The organism is Paenirhizobium selenitireducens ATCC BAA-1503 (assembly GCF_000518785.1).
Lineage (GTDB): Bacteria > Pseudomonadota > Alphaproteobacteria > Rhizobiales > Rhizobiaceae > Allorhizobium > Allorhizobium selenitireducens.
In genome coordinates, this window is the sequence record NZ_JAEG01000007.1 from 194,078 (window position 1) to 208,347 (window position 14,270).

Genomic DNA, 14,270 nt, shown 5'->3' on the forward strand with positions numbered 1-14,270 from the left:
AGAGGCGCCGGTCCGTGGCAAGGCGCCTTCAGGGTTCGCAGGGGCCAATCACCACATCCTCACCGGCCGCCGCGCCCAACTCCACGCATCCTCCGGCATGGCAGAACCTCCAGCCTCCGCCGGTCGCGCCAGAGGCGGCGAGGCGCAGTTCGGCGATCGGCGGATTGTTCGGTGGCCACTCCCACCAGCCGTCTTTCAGCACGGCGCCGTCGCCCGGCTCCATGCCGGCGCCCGAGCCCTTGACGCGGGCCTTGGTCAGATGGAGGCCAGCCGGCGTCACCGCCCAGTCCTCCTGCCACTCGGTCTTCTGCACCGAATGGGTCCAGGTGAGCGAGAAGATCGAGACGGCAAAGGTCATGGCCTTGGCGCCTGCGACCACGCACACGCTCATGGAGTGGCGGCCGTTTCGCTCGCCTTGCGGGCGCGCCACCAATGGAAGGCGAGAAGCAGGCCGCCGAGCGCGAAGCCGACTTCATCTGTCCAGGGCAGGGCGAGCACGACGCTGAAGCCGGCGACGAAGGCGAGCAGGCGTTCAACCGGCGAGAGCCGCGCGAAGAGATATCCGACCACCGCTATGCCCCAAAGCGCGATGCCGAAGCAGGCCTTGAAGAAGACATAGGCGACCTCCACCGGATAGCCCCAGGCGGCGGCCATCGGGCCGGCATCCTGCAGCATCAGCGCCGGCGTATAGACCGCCATGAAGGGCACGACGAAGCCGGCCGTCGCGAGCTTGGTCGCCTGCAGCGATATCTTCAGGCCGGAGGTCTTGGCCATGGGGGCCGCGGCAAAGCAGGCGAGCGCCACCGGCGGCGTCAGGTCCGCCATGATGCCGAAATAGAAGACGAACATGTGGCTGACGAGCAGTGGCACGCCGAGTTCCAGGAGTGCCGGGCCGGCCAGGGACGAGGTGATAATGTAGTTCGGAATGGTCGGGATGCCCATGCCGAGGATCAGGCAGGTGATCATGGTGAGGATGAGCGACAGGAACAGGTTGTTGCGGCCGATCTCGATCACCGCGCCGATGAAGGTGGAGGCGATGCCGGTCAGCGTCAGCGTGCCGATGACGATGCCGACGATGGCGCAGGCGATGCCGACGGGAAGGGCGTTCTTCGCCCCTTCGGCGAGCGAATCCCGGCAGATGGCGAGCGTCTCGCGACCGCCCTTGAACAGGGCGCAGGCGACGACCAGCGTGCCGATCACCAGGAGCAGGATGTTGACGCCGAACTTGAGAAAGGCGGCGGCGGCGAGACCCAGCGCCAGCCAGAACACCAGGCGGAAGGCGAAGGGACCGATCAGCGCGGCAAGCGGAGTGCCGAGGATCAGCACGACGACCAGCGCCAGTCCCATCGTACCGGCGAAGATCGGCGTAAAGCCGGCAAACAGCAGGTAGACGAGAGCCGCCAGCGGCAATACCAGCGGCCAGTGTTCCTTCACCGCTGACCAGGGATTGGGCAATTCGGCCTTGGCCATGCCCTTCAGGCCCGCCTTGCCGGCTTCGAGATAGACCATCCAGAAACAGACGCCGAAATAGAGGATGGCCGGGATCAGCGCCGCCTTGACGATGTCGGCATAGGGAACATTGAGCGTCTCGGCCATGATGAAGGCGACGGCGCCCATGACCGGCGGCATGATCTGCCCGCCCATGGAGGAGGTCGCCTCGACCCCGCCGGCAAAGGCGGAGCGGAAGCCGAACTTCTTCATCAGCGGAATGGTGAACTGGCCGCTTGCCACCACATTGGCGACGCCCGAACCGGAGATCGTCCCCATCAGCGCGGAGGAGAGAATGCAGACCTGCGCCGGCCCGCCCCTCCAGGTCCCGACGAGACCCAGGGCGAAATCATTGAACAGCGCCAGCATGCCGGCCCGTTCGAGGAAGGCGGCGAAGACGACGAAGATGAAGATATAGGCGGCCGAGACATAGATCGGCGTGCCGTAAATGCCCTCCGTGCCGAAGGCGAAATGCTCGACGATCAGCTCGAAGTCATAGCCGCGATGGGCCAGGGGCGAGGGCAGGTATTGCCCGAAGAAACAATAGGCAAGGAACAGCCCGGCAATGATGGTGAGCGGCAGGCCCATGAGACGGCGCGCGGCCTCGAAGACGAGCATGACCGTGATCGTGCCGACGGCAAGGTCGAGGGAGTTCAGGAAGCCGGAACGCTCGATCAGGCCCTCGTAGAACACCCAGTTGTAGAGGCCGGTGAGGAAGCCGAGAATGCCGAGCGTCCAGAACCAGATGCGCGCGGCCGTGCTTTGGGCGACGAGGTTGCCGAACAGCGAAAAACCCAGCAGCAGCAGAAAGCCGACATGCATGGCCCGCACCACCTGGCTCGGCAACGTGCCATAGGCGGCGGTCCACAGCTGGAACAGCGCGAAGGCAAAGGCGATCCAGAAGGCCGCCTGGCCGGGCAGCCCGGCGCCGAACCCGGAGGGCAGCCCCTCGATCGCTTCTTCGGCTGAGTGCGGTGCGTGGTGGCCTGTCGTATCGGTCATCATTGCTCCTGAAAAATGCCCCTCACCCTAACCCTCTCCCCGCAGGCGGGGAGAGGGGACGCTGCTGCAATATGCTGCTCGCGTCCGGGTTCCTATCGTGCTGAACGGTTGCGAGAACCGCGAGGGTGCGGCATGTTCCTTCTCCCCGCTTGCGGGGAGAAGGTGGCGGCAGCCGGATGAGGGGCCGCTCGCAGCATCGGCAGGCCAGAGGGGGTGTCGCGTCGGCAATCCGCCCCTACTTCAGGACACCGATTTCCTTGTAATACCGCTCCGCACCGGGATGCAGCGGCACCGGCATGCCGTCGAGCGCCTTCTTGACGTCGATCGCCTTGGCGGCGGCATGGGCGGCGGACAGAGCCGGCAGATTGTCGAACAGAAGCTTGGTCATCTGGTAAGCGGTCTCGTCGGAGACGCCCTCATGGGTGATGAGGAAATTGCCGACGGCGGCCGTCGGCACGTCTTCGGTCTGGCCCTCATAGGTGCCGGCCGGAATGACGGCCGCCATGTAGGGTGCGCCGATCTTTTCGACATCGGCCGCCGGAACCGCGACGACATTGATCTTCACAGAGGTGGAGAGATCGCGGATCGAGGCGACGCCCATGCCGGCCGACTGCAGCGTGGCATCAAGCTGGCGGTTCTTGATGAGCTCCACCGATTCGGCAAAGGGCAGGTATTCGGTCTTGCCGAGTGCGTCATAGCCCATGCCGGCGGCCTTGAGGATGGCGCGCGCATTGAGTTCTGTGCCGGATTTCGGCGCGCCGACCGACAGGCTCTTGCCCTTGAGATCGGCCAGCGTCTTCACCCCGGATTCCTGCGATGCGACGATCTGGATATAGTTCGGATAGATCGCGGCAATGCCGCGCAGCTTGTCGAGCTTGCCGGGGAAGCCGGCCTCCTTGTTGCCGTCCCAGGCCATCTGCACGGAATCGCCGAGCGAGAAACCGATTTCGCCGCGTCCGGCCTGCAGAAGGTTGAGGTTTTCGACCGAAGCCTTGGTGGCCTGCACCTGGGTACGGGCGCCGGCGATGTTGTCGCCGTAGATCTTCGACAAGGCCACGCCGAGCGGGTAGTAGACCCCCGAAGTGCCGCCCGTCAGAACGTTGATGAACTCCTCGGCCCTGGCCGAGTTGGCGGCGAGCGCGGTGGACAGCGCAAGCGCGCCGGCAAGCATTCTGGCGATTTTGGTGATCTTCATAATGGTCCTCCCAAACCGTTCTGATGAGGGGCCATCATGGGGAGGCGGCATGCCCCCGTCAATCGTTAGCATGCTCTTTTGCCGATCGGGCTTGGCTGGCCCGGGCCCGGTGCACGGGAATTCGGGGCGTCGGCGCCCTGATCTGCCGGGTTATTGCGGGTCGAGCGGCTCGGTGCCTGCGGGCTTTCCGGCGCGGTCGAGCCGGATCTTTTCGATCCGGCTTTCGGCGGCGTTGAGCAGCGTCTCGCAATGTTTCTTCAGCAGTTCGCCGCGCTCGTAGATGGAAATCGACTCGTCGAGCGCCACGTCGCCGCGCTCCAGCCGCGCCACGATGCTTTCGAGTTCGGCGACCGCCTTCTCGAAGGAATAGCTGGAAATCTCGGCGGAAACGGCATTCTCGGTCATACTCAACCCTTCATCAGTCTCAGGATATGCAGGCCGGCCGATTCGGCCAGACCTTCCAGATCATAGCCGCCTTCGAGAATGCTGACGACCCGGTTATGGGCAAAACGGTCGGCCACCTCCATCAGCCGCCCCGTCGCCCAGTCGAAATCCTCGCCGACCAGGTTGATCTGCGCCAGCGGATCGCGGTGATGCGCGTCGAAGCCGGCCGAGATCAGGATGATGTCGGGCGAGAAGTCGTTGAGCGCCGGCAGGACGCGGCTCTTGAACGCTTCGCGAAAATGATCCGAACCGACATTCGGCGAGAGCGGCGCATTGACCACGTTGTTCTTCGTGCCCGTCTCGTCCCTGGCGCCGGTGCCGGGATAGAGCGGCATCTGGTGCGTCGAGCAGAACAGCACGGATGGGTCGTCCCAGAAGATGTCCTGCGTGCCGTTGCCGTGGTGCACGTCCCAGTCGACGATCGCCACGCGCTCGGCGCCGTACTTCCTCTGCGCATGGCGCGCCGCGATCGCCACCGTGTTGAACAGGCAGAAACCCATGGCCTTGGATTTCTCCGCATGGTGTCCCGGCGGGCGCCCGGCGACGAAGGCATTGGAGATCTCGCCGGCCATCACCGCATCGACGGCCGCCATCGCTCCGCCGATCGCCGTCAGTGCCGCCTGCAGGCTCTTCGGGGAGGCGTAGGTGTCGGCTTCGATCTGGTTGATCTCGCCCTCTTCCTCCGGGATCTGCCGCATGACGGCGAAGAGATGCTCTTCCGGATGGGCGAGCAGGACGGCGTCTTCATTGGCGATCTTCGCCTCGACGCGCTCAAGCGGCGAAAAATTGGGGTGCTCCAGCGCAATGTTGAGCGAGCGCAGCCGGTCGGCCCGTTCCGGATGGCCGGCAGGGGTCTCGTGCTCGAGAAAAACGGCGTTCTCGTAGAGGCGTGTGGTCATCGCTCATTCTCCTCGAAGGTCGAGGCCAACATAGTGCGCCCCGCCGTCATGTTCCACCGGTGCGCTTGAGACTTAGGCCTGTGACCTGTGGACAGAGCGGGCGGATGGCCCGAGCCGGATGGCACCGTTCAGCATGGCCATTTTTGACCGCGCCTTGTGATCGCCGGGAAAATGCCCTTGAATGTCAGGGCGATCGCAGAAGGGGAGAGGTTCCATGGACGACACAGAACGCGTCGAGGTGACGGACATCCGTGTGCCCTATCGCGACATCGACATGACCGGCCGGCTGCACAATGCCGCCTATCTCGCCTATGCCGAAACCGCGCTCTCCCATTTCTGGCGCTACCGTCCGCCGCTGGAAGACGAACCGTATTTCCATGCCACCAAGATCGAACTGCGCCTGCACGAGGCGCTGCGGCTGGACGACGAGGCGCGGCTCACCGTGCGCATCGACAAGATCGGCGGCAAGTCGATCGGCTTCAATGTGGCGATCGAGAGAGACAAGACGCTGTGCGCCGAGGTCGAGATCATTTGGGTCGCCAACGACCCGGAGACCGCCGACCCGGTGGGACTGCCGGAGGATATCCGCGACTGGCTGTATGGCTATCTGAAATAGGCACGGAGATCGGGCCATGGCAGCCCGAACGACCGGCGGACCGGATGTGTCCGGGGCGTCGTCCAAATGGGTGCGCTATGGAAGAAATGCTTGCGGGCGCGTCGTTCTGCGCCAAGGCAGCGGCCGCGGACAGCCAGGCTGCCGCGGACACCGGGATTGATCAAAGGCTGATACGACGGCCTTCCTTGTCGGACGACTTGCGGTCCGCGCCGTGCCTGTCGATGATGGCCTTTGCATCCTCGACGGAGATGCGATGCTTCTTGGCGAACTGAACGGGCTCGTAGGGCTGGTTCTTCGTCGAATCGTTGGTCTTGATCTCGGACATGAAATGTCTCCTGTTGTGTGGGCCGCGGCGGGATACCGGGGCCATGGGATGCGATGAGGGTGAGAGGATAAGGACGCGCAGATGATCTTGCGCTGCCCTCAGGGCCGGCAGGCGGCCTGATCGGCCGGTATCCGGTCCGGGCAAGGGCCCGTCAGTATTTGTTGCGGCGCACGACCTTGTTGCCGCGTGGTCCGGTCTTGACCGGCGTTCGGCTACGGCTTTCCTCGATCAGGTTGCGCCAGCGTCCCAGCCGGTCGGCGTCGAGCTGACCGGAGGCGACCGCCGCCTGCACGGCACAGCCCGGTTCATGGACATGGGTGCAGTCGCGGAACCGGCATTGCTCCGCAAGATCGGAAATGTCACCGAACAGCGTGTCGATGCCGTCGGTTACGTCGCTCACATAGAGCGTCCTGATCCCCGGCGTGTCGATCACCCAGCCCCCGCCGGCAATGGCGTGCAGCGAGCGCGCCGTCGTCGTGTGTCGACCCTGGGCGTCATGTTCGCGGATCGTTCCGGTCTTTTGCGCCGTTTCACTTCCGGATCCGGCCAGGGTGTTGACCAGTGTCGATTTGCCGACCCCGGAGGAGCCTACCAGCGCCACGGTTTGCCCGGCGCCGCACCACGGCTTCAGGATGTCGATCGCGTCCGCCGAGCGCGCGTTGAGGATCACCACCGGCAAGTCGCGCTGCAGGGCCACGGCCTGGCGAAAATAGTCCTCGGCATCGGCGGTCGTATCCGCCTTGGTGAGCACGATCACCGGCGAGGTCCCGGCCTGGTGGGCCATGATCAGATAGCGCTCCAGCCGTCCCGGATTGAAGTCGGCATTGCAGGACGTCGTGATGAACAGCGTGTCGACATTGGCGGCCGCCAGTTGCTGTCCGTTCCTGGCTTCGGTGTGGCGTTGCAGCAGCGTCTTTCGCTCAAGACGGCGCACAACCATGTCGGTCAGCGGATCGGCCAGAACCCAGTCGCCGACGGCAAAGTCGGCGGTATTGGCATTGGCCGCAATCTCGATCCCAACCGGTCCCTTGGCATCGATCGCTTCGAGGCGGGCCCGGTGAACCGAGGCAATGCGCCGGGGCTCGAGATCGGCCTCGCCCGGCTCCACCTGAGCGGCAAAGAAATCCGACCAGCCGAGCCGTTCCAGCGATGAGGACGTGTCCGACCCGCTCAAGGTTTGATCCGCGCACTGGCAAGGTTGGTCATCGGTCAGCTTTCCGTCGAATGGAGAAGATGCGGTCCGTCGCATGGCTGTCTTGCCGCGACCGCCACGCATGCTGCTGTTCGTTGAACGACCCCGTCAATCTTGGCAATGCCCGCCAGAATTACGCGCGGTCAAAGGTAAACGAGGTCAAGAGACTGGTGACGAAGTTGCTGGCTTTTTCCTTCACCAGAACCTCCGTCCATTCATTTGTACCGCGAAGCATCAGGCCGGTATAGATGCTGTCGACGGCGGCCTCTTCAATTCGCTTGATATGCGCCTTGAATTCGGCCTCGCTGCCGGTCCGGTAGATGTCGCGCACGACGATCCTGAGGATTTCCTGGATGGCGATCTGCCAGGCGGTGGTGGTCGCCTGGAGTTCCTTTTCCGCTGCTGTCATGGGTCACTCCGATCGCGCGGCTCGGACCATGCCGGCCGGCGAAAATCTTGCCCGGACAACCGTCAGACGAACCGAAAAGCATAAAAAAAGGCCAGGCAATTTGCCTGACCTCGCTTGGTAACTTGGCTTTCGACAGTGCCAGTACATCCGTGGTCAAAGGAAAGCCGTTACCGATTATACGGCTTGCAGGTTGCAGGCAGACATCTTGCCCGACTTGCTGTCGCGCTCCATGTCGTAGCCGATCTTCTGGCCTTCGACGATTTCGCGCATTCCGGCGCGTTCGACGGCCGAGATGTGGACGAAGGCGTCCTGGCCGCCGTCGTCAGGCTGAATGAAGCCGAAGCCCTTGGTGGAATTGAACCATTTTACTGTGCCAGTGGTCATGATGAACCCTTTCATAGCATATTGAATGACCACAGCGCTGATGCGCCGCGGATGGTGATAGCGATTTTTGAAAGGAAGGTTCGTTCAGGGCGCGGTGCCAGACGCGCGGTAACCAAAGCTCAGCAAGCAAATCTCGATAAGCTTCATATAGAGAGCCATGCACCCTTTGTCAACTTTTAGTTTATCTAGGCTGCTCGATTCGAATTTTGGTTGTATCTCACCCAGGATGCAATTCCACTGAACCGCCAAGCCGGGCGACCCGCTTCAGAAGCTTCCCGGCGGGTTCTCGTCGCAGTCGTAGAGAACGCCTTCGGGCTTGGGACCGCCCATGGTGCAGAAGATGCCGCCCCAGTGATAGCCGGTGCCGGAGGCGGTCTTGACCTTGAACCACTGGTAATCGTCGGTCCAGATCCCGGTCGCTTCGATCAGCTCGATCGGCTGGCCGAGCCTGATGCTGGCCTTCTTCTTCGAATCCATGCTCGGTCCGGTGCGCAGGATGCCGCCATAGGAAAGCGCCGAAAGATCCTCGATCGGGGTGGCCGCCTGGCCGTCGGCGGAAGCCGCACCGTCCGCCGCGGCGGAATCGTTTTCCGCCTCGAACATGCTCTGCACGTCGCCGTGGCAGCGCTCCGGGATCTTGCCCCACTGGGCGTCGTCGGAGAAGCACTGCATCACCGGCGTCTTGCCGCAGAGCTCTTCGACCGCCTGCATGCAGGCCTCGTCATAGCCCTGCGCCCTTGACGGCGTGGAGACGCTGCAGGCGAGGAGCAGGGGGAAGAGGGCGAGAAGAAAAGTCTGTGTCTGACGCATGAAGGCCCCGGGACGCTGGATGCGGCGGGCATCGTGCCGGCCGCGACGGAGGTCCATGCTAACGGAGCGCGTCGCAGAAGCACGGGCCATTTTGGGGATTTGATCGCCCTCGGCAACGACCCCGCCGTCTTTTGCGGCGAGGTCAAAATTTGCTCGGCCAGGCTGGCGCTCGAAGCCTTATGCCCCGGCTCCGGTCACCCGCCAGATGACGTCACCGACATCGTCGGCGACCAGCAGCGAGCCGTCCGGGCCTATGGTCACGCCGACCGGCCGGCCATAGGAATGTTTCTCGTCCGGGGCGAGGAAGTCGGTGAGGATGTCGCGCGGCGGGCCGGACGGGCGGCCGTTCTCGAACGGCACGAAGATCACCTTGTAGCCGGCAAGGTTGGAGCGGTTCCACGAGCCGTGCTGGCCGATGACCATGCCGTCCGGAAAACCCGGCAGCGTGCCGGCGGGCAGCCAGCAGAGGCCGAGCGAAGCCGTGTGGCCACCCAGCGCATAGTCGGGGCGGATGGCGGTCGCGACCTTGGCCGGATCCTGCGGCACGCGATCGTCGACCGTCTGGCCCCAGTAGCAGAAGGGCCAGCCGTAGAAGCCGCCGTCCTTGACCGAGGTGAGATAGTCGGGCGGCGTCTCGTCGCCGAGCCCGTCGCGCTCGTTGACCACGGTGAAGAGGTCGCCGGTCGTCGGCTCGAAGGCAAGGCCGACGGGGTTGCGCAGGCCGCCGGCGAAGATTCTCTGCGTGCCGGTCTCGAGATTCACCTCATAGATGCAGGCGCGGCCTTCCTCTTGGTCCATGACGTCTTCGCCGATATTGCTGAGCGAACCGACGCCGACATAGAGTTTCTTGCCGTCGCGGCTCGGCAGGATGCTGCGCGTCCAGTGGCCGGCCGGCTTGTAGTCGGCGATCTTGCGGCCCTGCGCCTGGATCTTCGTTGCACCCTCGGCATAGGGAAAGGCCATGATGCCGTCGGTATTGCCGACATAGAAGGTACCGTCGAGCATCGCCATGCCGAAGGGATGGTTGAGCCCCTCCATGAAGGTGTGGCGCACTTCCGCCACCCCGTCGCCGTCGGCATCGCGCAGCAGCGTGATGCGGTTCGGGCTATTGCCGACCGCCGCCGCGCGCTTCATCGTCGAATACATGGCATAGTCGAACGGGGTCTTGATCCGACCGCCGTCGACGCCCAGCGCCTCGGCCGTCAGCACGTCGCCGTTCGGCAGCACATAGATCCAGCGCGGATGCTTGAGGCCCTTGGCAAAGGCATTGACCTTGAGGCCGGGGGCGGCGGTCGGCGCATGACCGTCGTCCCAGCCCTTGGCGGTCGGCATCTTCAGTGTCGGGATGCGCTGCGGCCGGGCTTCGGGAATGATCGGTGCACCGCCGAGAGCCGGCTTTTCCGGGCTCTTGCCCCAGCGCCGCATCAGGATCATCGCCGCGCCGATCATGGCGACAAGGCGAGCGAAAAGGGCCGTCATGTCAGTCTCCTTCAGAGTTTCGCCGGAACCATAACCGAAGCCTGAAGCGCTTGGAACTGACGATCGGCAAAATCAGCGCAGATCCTCGATCAGCTCCGGATGCCGGTCGAGCAGCCGCAGAAGCTGGCTGGTCGGACCGCTCGGCTCGATCAGGCCGCGCTCATATTTGTCGAAGGCACTCTCCCCGACCTTCAGCAGCGTCCCGGCCTCCCGTTGCGAAAGCCCGAGCTTTTTTCTCAGCCGACGGATCGTCTTTGGCGACGGAATGCCGTCGATCTTTTCCTTCAGGCTGCGCAAGGCTTCGTCCGCGACGGCCATGTCGTCACCGACATGCACGCCGTCGCCGTCGCCCTCGGGATAATAGCCGGGCAGGTCGATCGTCATGGTTTCACCCTTGTAGCGAAGCTCGAACGGGCGACTGTCGCGCCGCAGGATCGCTCCGGTCTCGGGCGAGGTCATCGTATCCGGCAGTGTCCGCGCAACCGAGGTCATAATCATTTCTCCTTGAACGACATCACGGTGAATTCGGTGACGACGTCGGCCTGGAATTTCACGTAGAGCAGCAAGTCACCTGTCGGCACGTGATAGACGTCCTGCCAGACCCGGTGGTCGGCGAACGTCGTCATCGACTTGTAGAACATGCGCCCTTCGATGGTTGCGATCGTCGCCACGATGCCGCTTCGCTCGAAGCCGAGCGCAATCGCGTCCCGCAGCGCCGACGAGGTGATCGCCAACGTGCTGACGGAGCCAAGCGCAGCCTTGATCGCCGCAAGATCATAGGCCGGGCGCAACTTTTCCACGGAAAAAGAATGCCACCATTAAGGTGTCATTTCAAGTGGCGTATTCCGCAGGAGATGCGATGCCGACCTCACCGTCCCCGGTAGACGAACGGCCCGGGTTCGGCCTCGCCGTCCTCTTCGGCCGCCGCCGCAAGTGCGGCGTGGAGCGGGGAGCGGATGCAGACCGGGTCGGTGGCGGTGGCGTCGCCGGCAAGCGCCATGGCCTGGCAGCGGCAGCCGCCGAAGTCGATGTGCTTGCGCTCGCAGCTGCGACAGGGTTCCTGCATCCAGTCGTCGCCGCGATAGGCGTTGAAGGCCGCCCCCTCGAGCCAGATCTCGGAGAGCTTCGTCGCGCGGACATTGTCGAAGGTGAGCCCCGGTATGGTCTCGGCCGCATGGCAGGGCAAGACGCGCCCCGCCGGATTGACGTTGAGGCCCGTGCGGCCCCATCCGCCCATGCAGGCCTTCGGATAGCGCGAATGATGGTCGGCCGGCACATAGTCGATCACCAGCGTGCCGGCGAGCCGCTTTCGCGCTTCATTGACGAAGGCGGTGGTCGCTTCCACCTGCGCGCGGGTCGGCATGAGCGAGGCCCGGTTGCGTTCGGCCCAGCCGTGGAACTGCACGGTGGCGATTTCGATCCGCCGCGCGCCGAGCTCGATGGCAAGCCCCACCATGTCCTCGATCTCGTCCATGTTCTGCTTGTGGCAGACGGCGTTGACGGTGAGCGGAATGCCGGCCGCATGGGTCCAGCCGGCGACCGCGATCTTGCGGTCATAGCCGCCCGCATAGCCGCCCACCAGATCGGCCTTTTCCGGCGTGACACCCTGGATCGACAGCTGCAGATGGTCGAGACCAGCCTCCGACAACTCCTGAATGCGTGCCTCGGTCAGCCCGACGCCGGAGGTGATGAGATTGGTATAGAGCCCGAGGCCGGAGGCGGCCCTGGTCAATGCCACCAGATCGCGGCGCGAGGCGGGTTCGCCGCCGGAGAGATGCAGGTGCAGCACGCCGAGGTCTGCCGCCTGGCGGAAGACCTCGATCCATTCCTCGGTCGAAAGCTCTTCCGAGGCGCGGGAAAGCTCCAGCGGATTGGAGCAATAGGGACAGGCGAGCGGACAGCGATGGGTGAGTTCCGCCAGTAGCGCGATCGGCGGTGGCGGGCGCTGGGCGGCAAAGCGCACGGGCGAGGCGTGTTCGTTCATCTAACGATCTCCAGCAGGCGCCGGTCGGAAAACTCGCGGATGAAGGCGATCACGTCGGCGAGCACCTGATCCTGCGGCGCCTCGAACTGACGGGCAAAATCCGCAGCGATTGTATCGAGGTCGCGTTCCCCGTCCAGTGCCTTGACGATGGCGACCGCGATCTCATCGAGCGCCAGTGCCCGTTCGGGCGCGAGCAGTACCGTCTGGCCACGCACCGGGTCCTCGCGCAGCCGCACGCCGCGCGCCAGCCGGGCTACGGTTGCGCCGGTGACCGCGATGCCCGTGCCGCCGGCGGCGGCCTCTTCCGTGCCTTCGCCAGTGCTCGGGGCCGTCCCTTCGCCGCTCATTCCGCCGCCCCGCGCAAGGGGTTTTCGTCGAGCGCGCCGGTCACGCCCTCGCGCCCGTCCCAGCCGCCCGGCGGGATGCGCGCCGGCGCCACATAGGCCGAATGCAGCGTATCGAGCTGCGACCACAGCACATCCGTCTTGAAGGTGAGCGCGGCGGCTGCCGCATCCTGCTTTTCCAGCGTGTCGGCATGGTCGAGCACGAAGGCCAGACCGAACCTGACGTCCTGCGGCGCCTCGTTGAGCCGCTGGCGGAAGTAGGAAAGCGCGCTGTCGTCGGCGAAGGCATAATGCTTGAGCAGCCCGGCAATGCGGTTCTCGTGGATCGCCGGGGCAAACAGTTCGGTGAGCGACGAGGCGACGGCTTCGAGCAAAGGCTTTTCGCGGACGAAATGCACATAGGCATCGACGGCAAAGCGCGTGCCCGGCAGCACGCCGCGGGTCGAGGCGACGAAATCCGGATCGAGCCCGACCGCTTCGGCAAGCTTCAGCCAGCGGCGGATGCCGCCACCCTCGTCCACTCCGCCGTCATGATCCTCGATGCGGCTGCGCCAGATGCGGCGCAATTGCGGATCCTCGCAGCGCGACAGGAAGGCCGCGTCCTTCATCGGAATGCGGCTCTGATAGTAGTAGCGGTTGATCACCCAGGCGCGCACCTGGATCATCGAACAGCCGCCGCCATGCAGCATCTGATGGAACGGATGCTTGTCGTGATAGCGCGACGCCCCGATCGCCCGCAGGCGCGCCTCGAATTGTTCTCTGTCAGGAGTGGGCAACAAGGATGACCTCCATTCCGTCATGGCCGATTTCGAAACCCTGCGCCTCGACCTGATCGCGCTCCGGCCCGGCCCGCCAGATCGGGTTGGTATTGTTGATGTGGACGAAGACCTTGCGGCCGATCGACAGCGCCGACAGGGCAGCGAGGCTTCCGCCTTCGCTTTTGATCGGCATGTGCCCCATGCGCCGTCCGGTCTTTTGGCCCACTCCGGCAACGATCATCTCGTCGTCCTCGAAAACGGTGCCGTCGAAGAAGACCAGGTCGGCGCCTTCGAGCCGCTGCGCAAGCGTTGGCGGCATCGAGCCGCAGCCGGGAATGTAATAGGCGCGCTTGCCGCCGATCAGGAATTCGACGCCGACGGTGTCGTCGGTTTCCTGGCCGAGCTTCAGGTCTGCCCCTTCGAGATAGAGCGGCACCTTGCCGGGCACGGCGAACAGCCGGATCTCCAGCCCGTCAAGCGGCGAAAACGACGTGTCGAGGCCGACCATCCGCTGCTGCACGAGCGCGGGATCGAGCACCTGGAAGACCGGGTTCTGCCCGAGCGTCTCCATCAGCGCCGCCGTGGCAAAAAGCGTGAAGCTCTGCTTTTCCCGCAGCGTCAGGAGCCCGGTGATGTGATCGATATCGCCATTGGTGACGACCACGCTTCTGATCGGGCTGTCGCGCAGCGCGCGCGGATGAAGGCAGGCATTGTGCTCGATCTGCGCGCGGATGTCGGGCGAGGCGTTGAACACGACCCATCGCTCGCCGTCCGGGCTGACCGCCAGCGACGATTGCGTCTGGGGTTTGAGGCCCGACGCCGGATCACGCGCCGCGCGACAGTTCGGGCAGCCGCAGTTCCACTGCGGCAGGCCTCCACCGGCCGCGGCACCGAGCACGAGGAAACGAACTTGCGCCATCGCCTCGTGCCCCGTCACCGTT

18 protein-coding genes are annotated in these 14,270 nt (G+C 64.5%); 1 reads left to right on the top strand and 17 read right to left on the bottom strand.

What is annotated here, in order from left to right; all coding sequences use genetic code 11:
- Positions 1 to 28: 28 nt before the first annotated feature.
- From L867_RS0110655 to L867_RS0110675, 5 genes are all read right to left on the bottom strand, one after another.
- Positions 29 to 391, bottom strand: coding sequence for a DUF1850 domain-containing protein (locus L867_RS0110655; protein ID WP_028736869.1), 363 nt, complete (start codon positions 389 to 391; stop codon positions 29 to 31).
- On the bottom strand, positions 388 to 2,490 hold the full coding sequence (locus L867_RS0110660; RefSeq protein ID WP_028736870.1) for a TRAP transporter permease: 2,103 nt from the start codon (positions 2,488 to 2,490) through the stop codon (positions 388 to 390). The genes L867_RS0110655 and L867_RS0110660 overlap by 4 nt, the downstream gene beginning before the upstream one ends.
- Before the next feature lie 235 nt (positions 2,491 to 2,725).
- Complete coding sequence (locus L867_RS0110665; protein WP_028736871.1) at positions 2,726 to 3,685, bottom strand: TAXI family TRAP transporter solute-binding subunit; 960 nt, start codon at positions 3,683 to 3,685, stop codon at positions 2,726 to 2,728.
- A gap of 150 nt (positions 3,686 to 3,835) precedes the next feature.
- Positions 3,836 to 4,090, bottom strand: coding sequence for an exodeoxyribonuclease VII small subunit (locus tag L867_RS0110670; protein WP_028736872.1), 255 nt, complete (start codon positions 4,088 to 4,090; stop codon positions 3,836 to 3,838).
- Between the two features lie 2 nt (positions 4,091 to 4,092).
- Entirely contained in the window at positions 4,093 to 5,028 is a 936-nt protein-coding gene (locus L867_RS0110675; RefSeq protein WP_028736873.1) for a histone deacetylase family protein, read from the bottom strand.
- 214 nt (positions 5,029 to 5,242) lie between these two features.
- On the opposite strand from L867_RS0110675, the gene L867_RS0110680 reads away from it, so the two are divergent.
- Positions 5,243 to 5,644 carry an acyl-CoA thioesterase gene (locus L867_RS0110680; protein WP_028736874.1) on the top strand — a complete coding sequence of 134 codons (402 nt, stop codon included), beginning with the start codon at positions 5,243 to 5,245 and terminating at the stop codon, positions 5,642 to 5,644.
- Positions 5,645 to 5,804: 160 nt separating this feature from the next.
- Here the strand turns inward: L867_RS0110680 and L867_RS27690 are convergent, their stop codons facing one another.
- The 12 genes from L867_RS27690 to pqqB all read right to left on the bottom strand — a co-directional run bounded on the left by L867_RS27690 (position 5,805) and on the right by pqqB (position 14,248).
- Positions 5,805 to 5,969, bottom strand: coding sequence for a hypothetical protein (locus tag L867_RS27690; protein ID WP_169734072.1), 165 nt, complete (start codon positions 5,967 to 5,969; stop codon positions 5,805 to 5,807).
- Positions 5,970 to 6,120: 151 nt separating this feature from the next.
- Positions 6,121 to 7,143, bottom strand: a complete 1,023-nt coding sequence (rsgA, locus tag L867_RS0110690) for a ribosome small subunit-dependent GTPase A (RefSeq protein WP_028736875.1) — start codon at positions 7,141 to 7,143, stop codon at positions 6,121 to 6,123.
- 151 nt (positions 7,144 to 7,294) lie between these two features.
- Positions 7,295 to 7,570: a hypothetical protein gene (locus L867_RS0110695; protein WP_028736876.1), complete on the bottom strand. Its 276-nt coding sequence runs from the start codon at positions 7,568 to 7,570 to the stop codon at positions 7,295 to 7,297.
- Positions 7,571 to 7,744: 174 nt separating this feature from the next.
- Entirely contained in the window at positions 7,745 to 7,954 is a 210-nt protein-coding gene (locus tag L867_RS0110700; protein WP_028736877.1) for a cold-shock protein, read from the bottom strand.
- A gap of 264 nt (positions 7,955 to 8,218) precedes the next feature.
- Positions 8,219 to 8,764 (bottom strand): SH3 domain-containing protein, encoded by a 546-nt coding sequence (locus tag L867_RS0110705; RefSeq protein ID WP_146086603.1) that lies wholly within the window; start codon positions 8,762 to 8,764, stop codon positions 8,219 to 8,221.
- A 177-nt stretch (positions 8,765 to 8,941) separates the two neighbouring features.
- A complete protein-coding gene (locus tag L867_RS0110710) occupies positions 8,942 to 10,243 on the bottom strand; it encodes a PQQ-dependent sugar dehydrogenase (RefSeq protein WP_037173113.1) in 1,302 nt (433 codons plus the stop codon).
- Positions 10,244 to 10,315: 72 nt separating this feature from the next.
- Entirely contained in the window at positions 10,316 to 10,735 is a 420-nt protein-coding gene (locus tag L867_RS0110715; RefSeq protein ID WP_028736880.1) for a type II toxin-antitoxin system MqsA family antitoxin, read from the bottom strand.
- A 2-nt stretch (positions 10,736 to 10,737) separates the two neighbouring features.
- Positions 10,738 to 11,043: a type II toxin-antitoxin system MqsR family toxin gene (locus L867_RS0110720; protein WP_028736881.1), complete on the bottom strand. Its 306-nt coding sequence runs from the start codon at positions 11,041 to 11,043 to the stop codon at positions 10,738 to 10,740.
- Positions 11,044 to 11,111: 68 nt separating this feature from the next.
- A complete protein-coding gene (gene pqqE / locus L867_RS0110725) occupies positions 11,112 to 12,227 on the bottom strand; it encodes a pyrroloquinoline quinone biosynthesis protein PqqE (protein ID WP_028736882.1) in 1,116 nt (371 codons plus the stop codon).
- Positions 12,224 to 12,574: a pyrroloquinoline quinone biosynthesis peptide chaperone PqqD gene (gene pqqD, locus L867_RS0110730; protein WP_084638518.1), complete on the bottom strand. Its 351-nt coding sequence runs from the start codon at positions 12,572 to 12,574 to the stop codon at positions 12,224 to 12,226. Before pqqD ends, pqqE begins: the two co-directional genes overlap by 4 nt.
- A complete protein-coding gene (pqqC, locus tag L867_RS0110735; protein ID WP_051438926.1) occupies positions 12,571 to 13,371 on the bottom strand; it encodes a pyrroloquinoline-quinone synthase PqqC in 801 nt (266 codons plus the stop codon). The genes pqqD and pqqC overlap by 4 nt, the downstream gene beginning before the upstream one ends.
- On the bottom strand, positions 13,334 to 14,248 hold the full coding sequence (gene pqqB, locus L867_RS0110740; RefSeq protein ID WP_037173117.1) for a pyrroloquinoline quinone biosynthesis protein PqqB: 915 nt from the start codon (positions 14,246 to 14,248) through the stop codon (positions 13,334 to 13,336). The genes pqqC and pqqB overlap by 38 nt, the downstream gene beginning before the upstream one ends.
- Positions 14,249 to 14,270 lie beyond the last annotated feature (22 nt).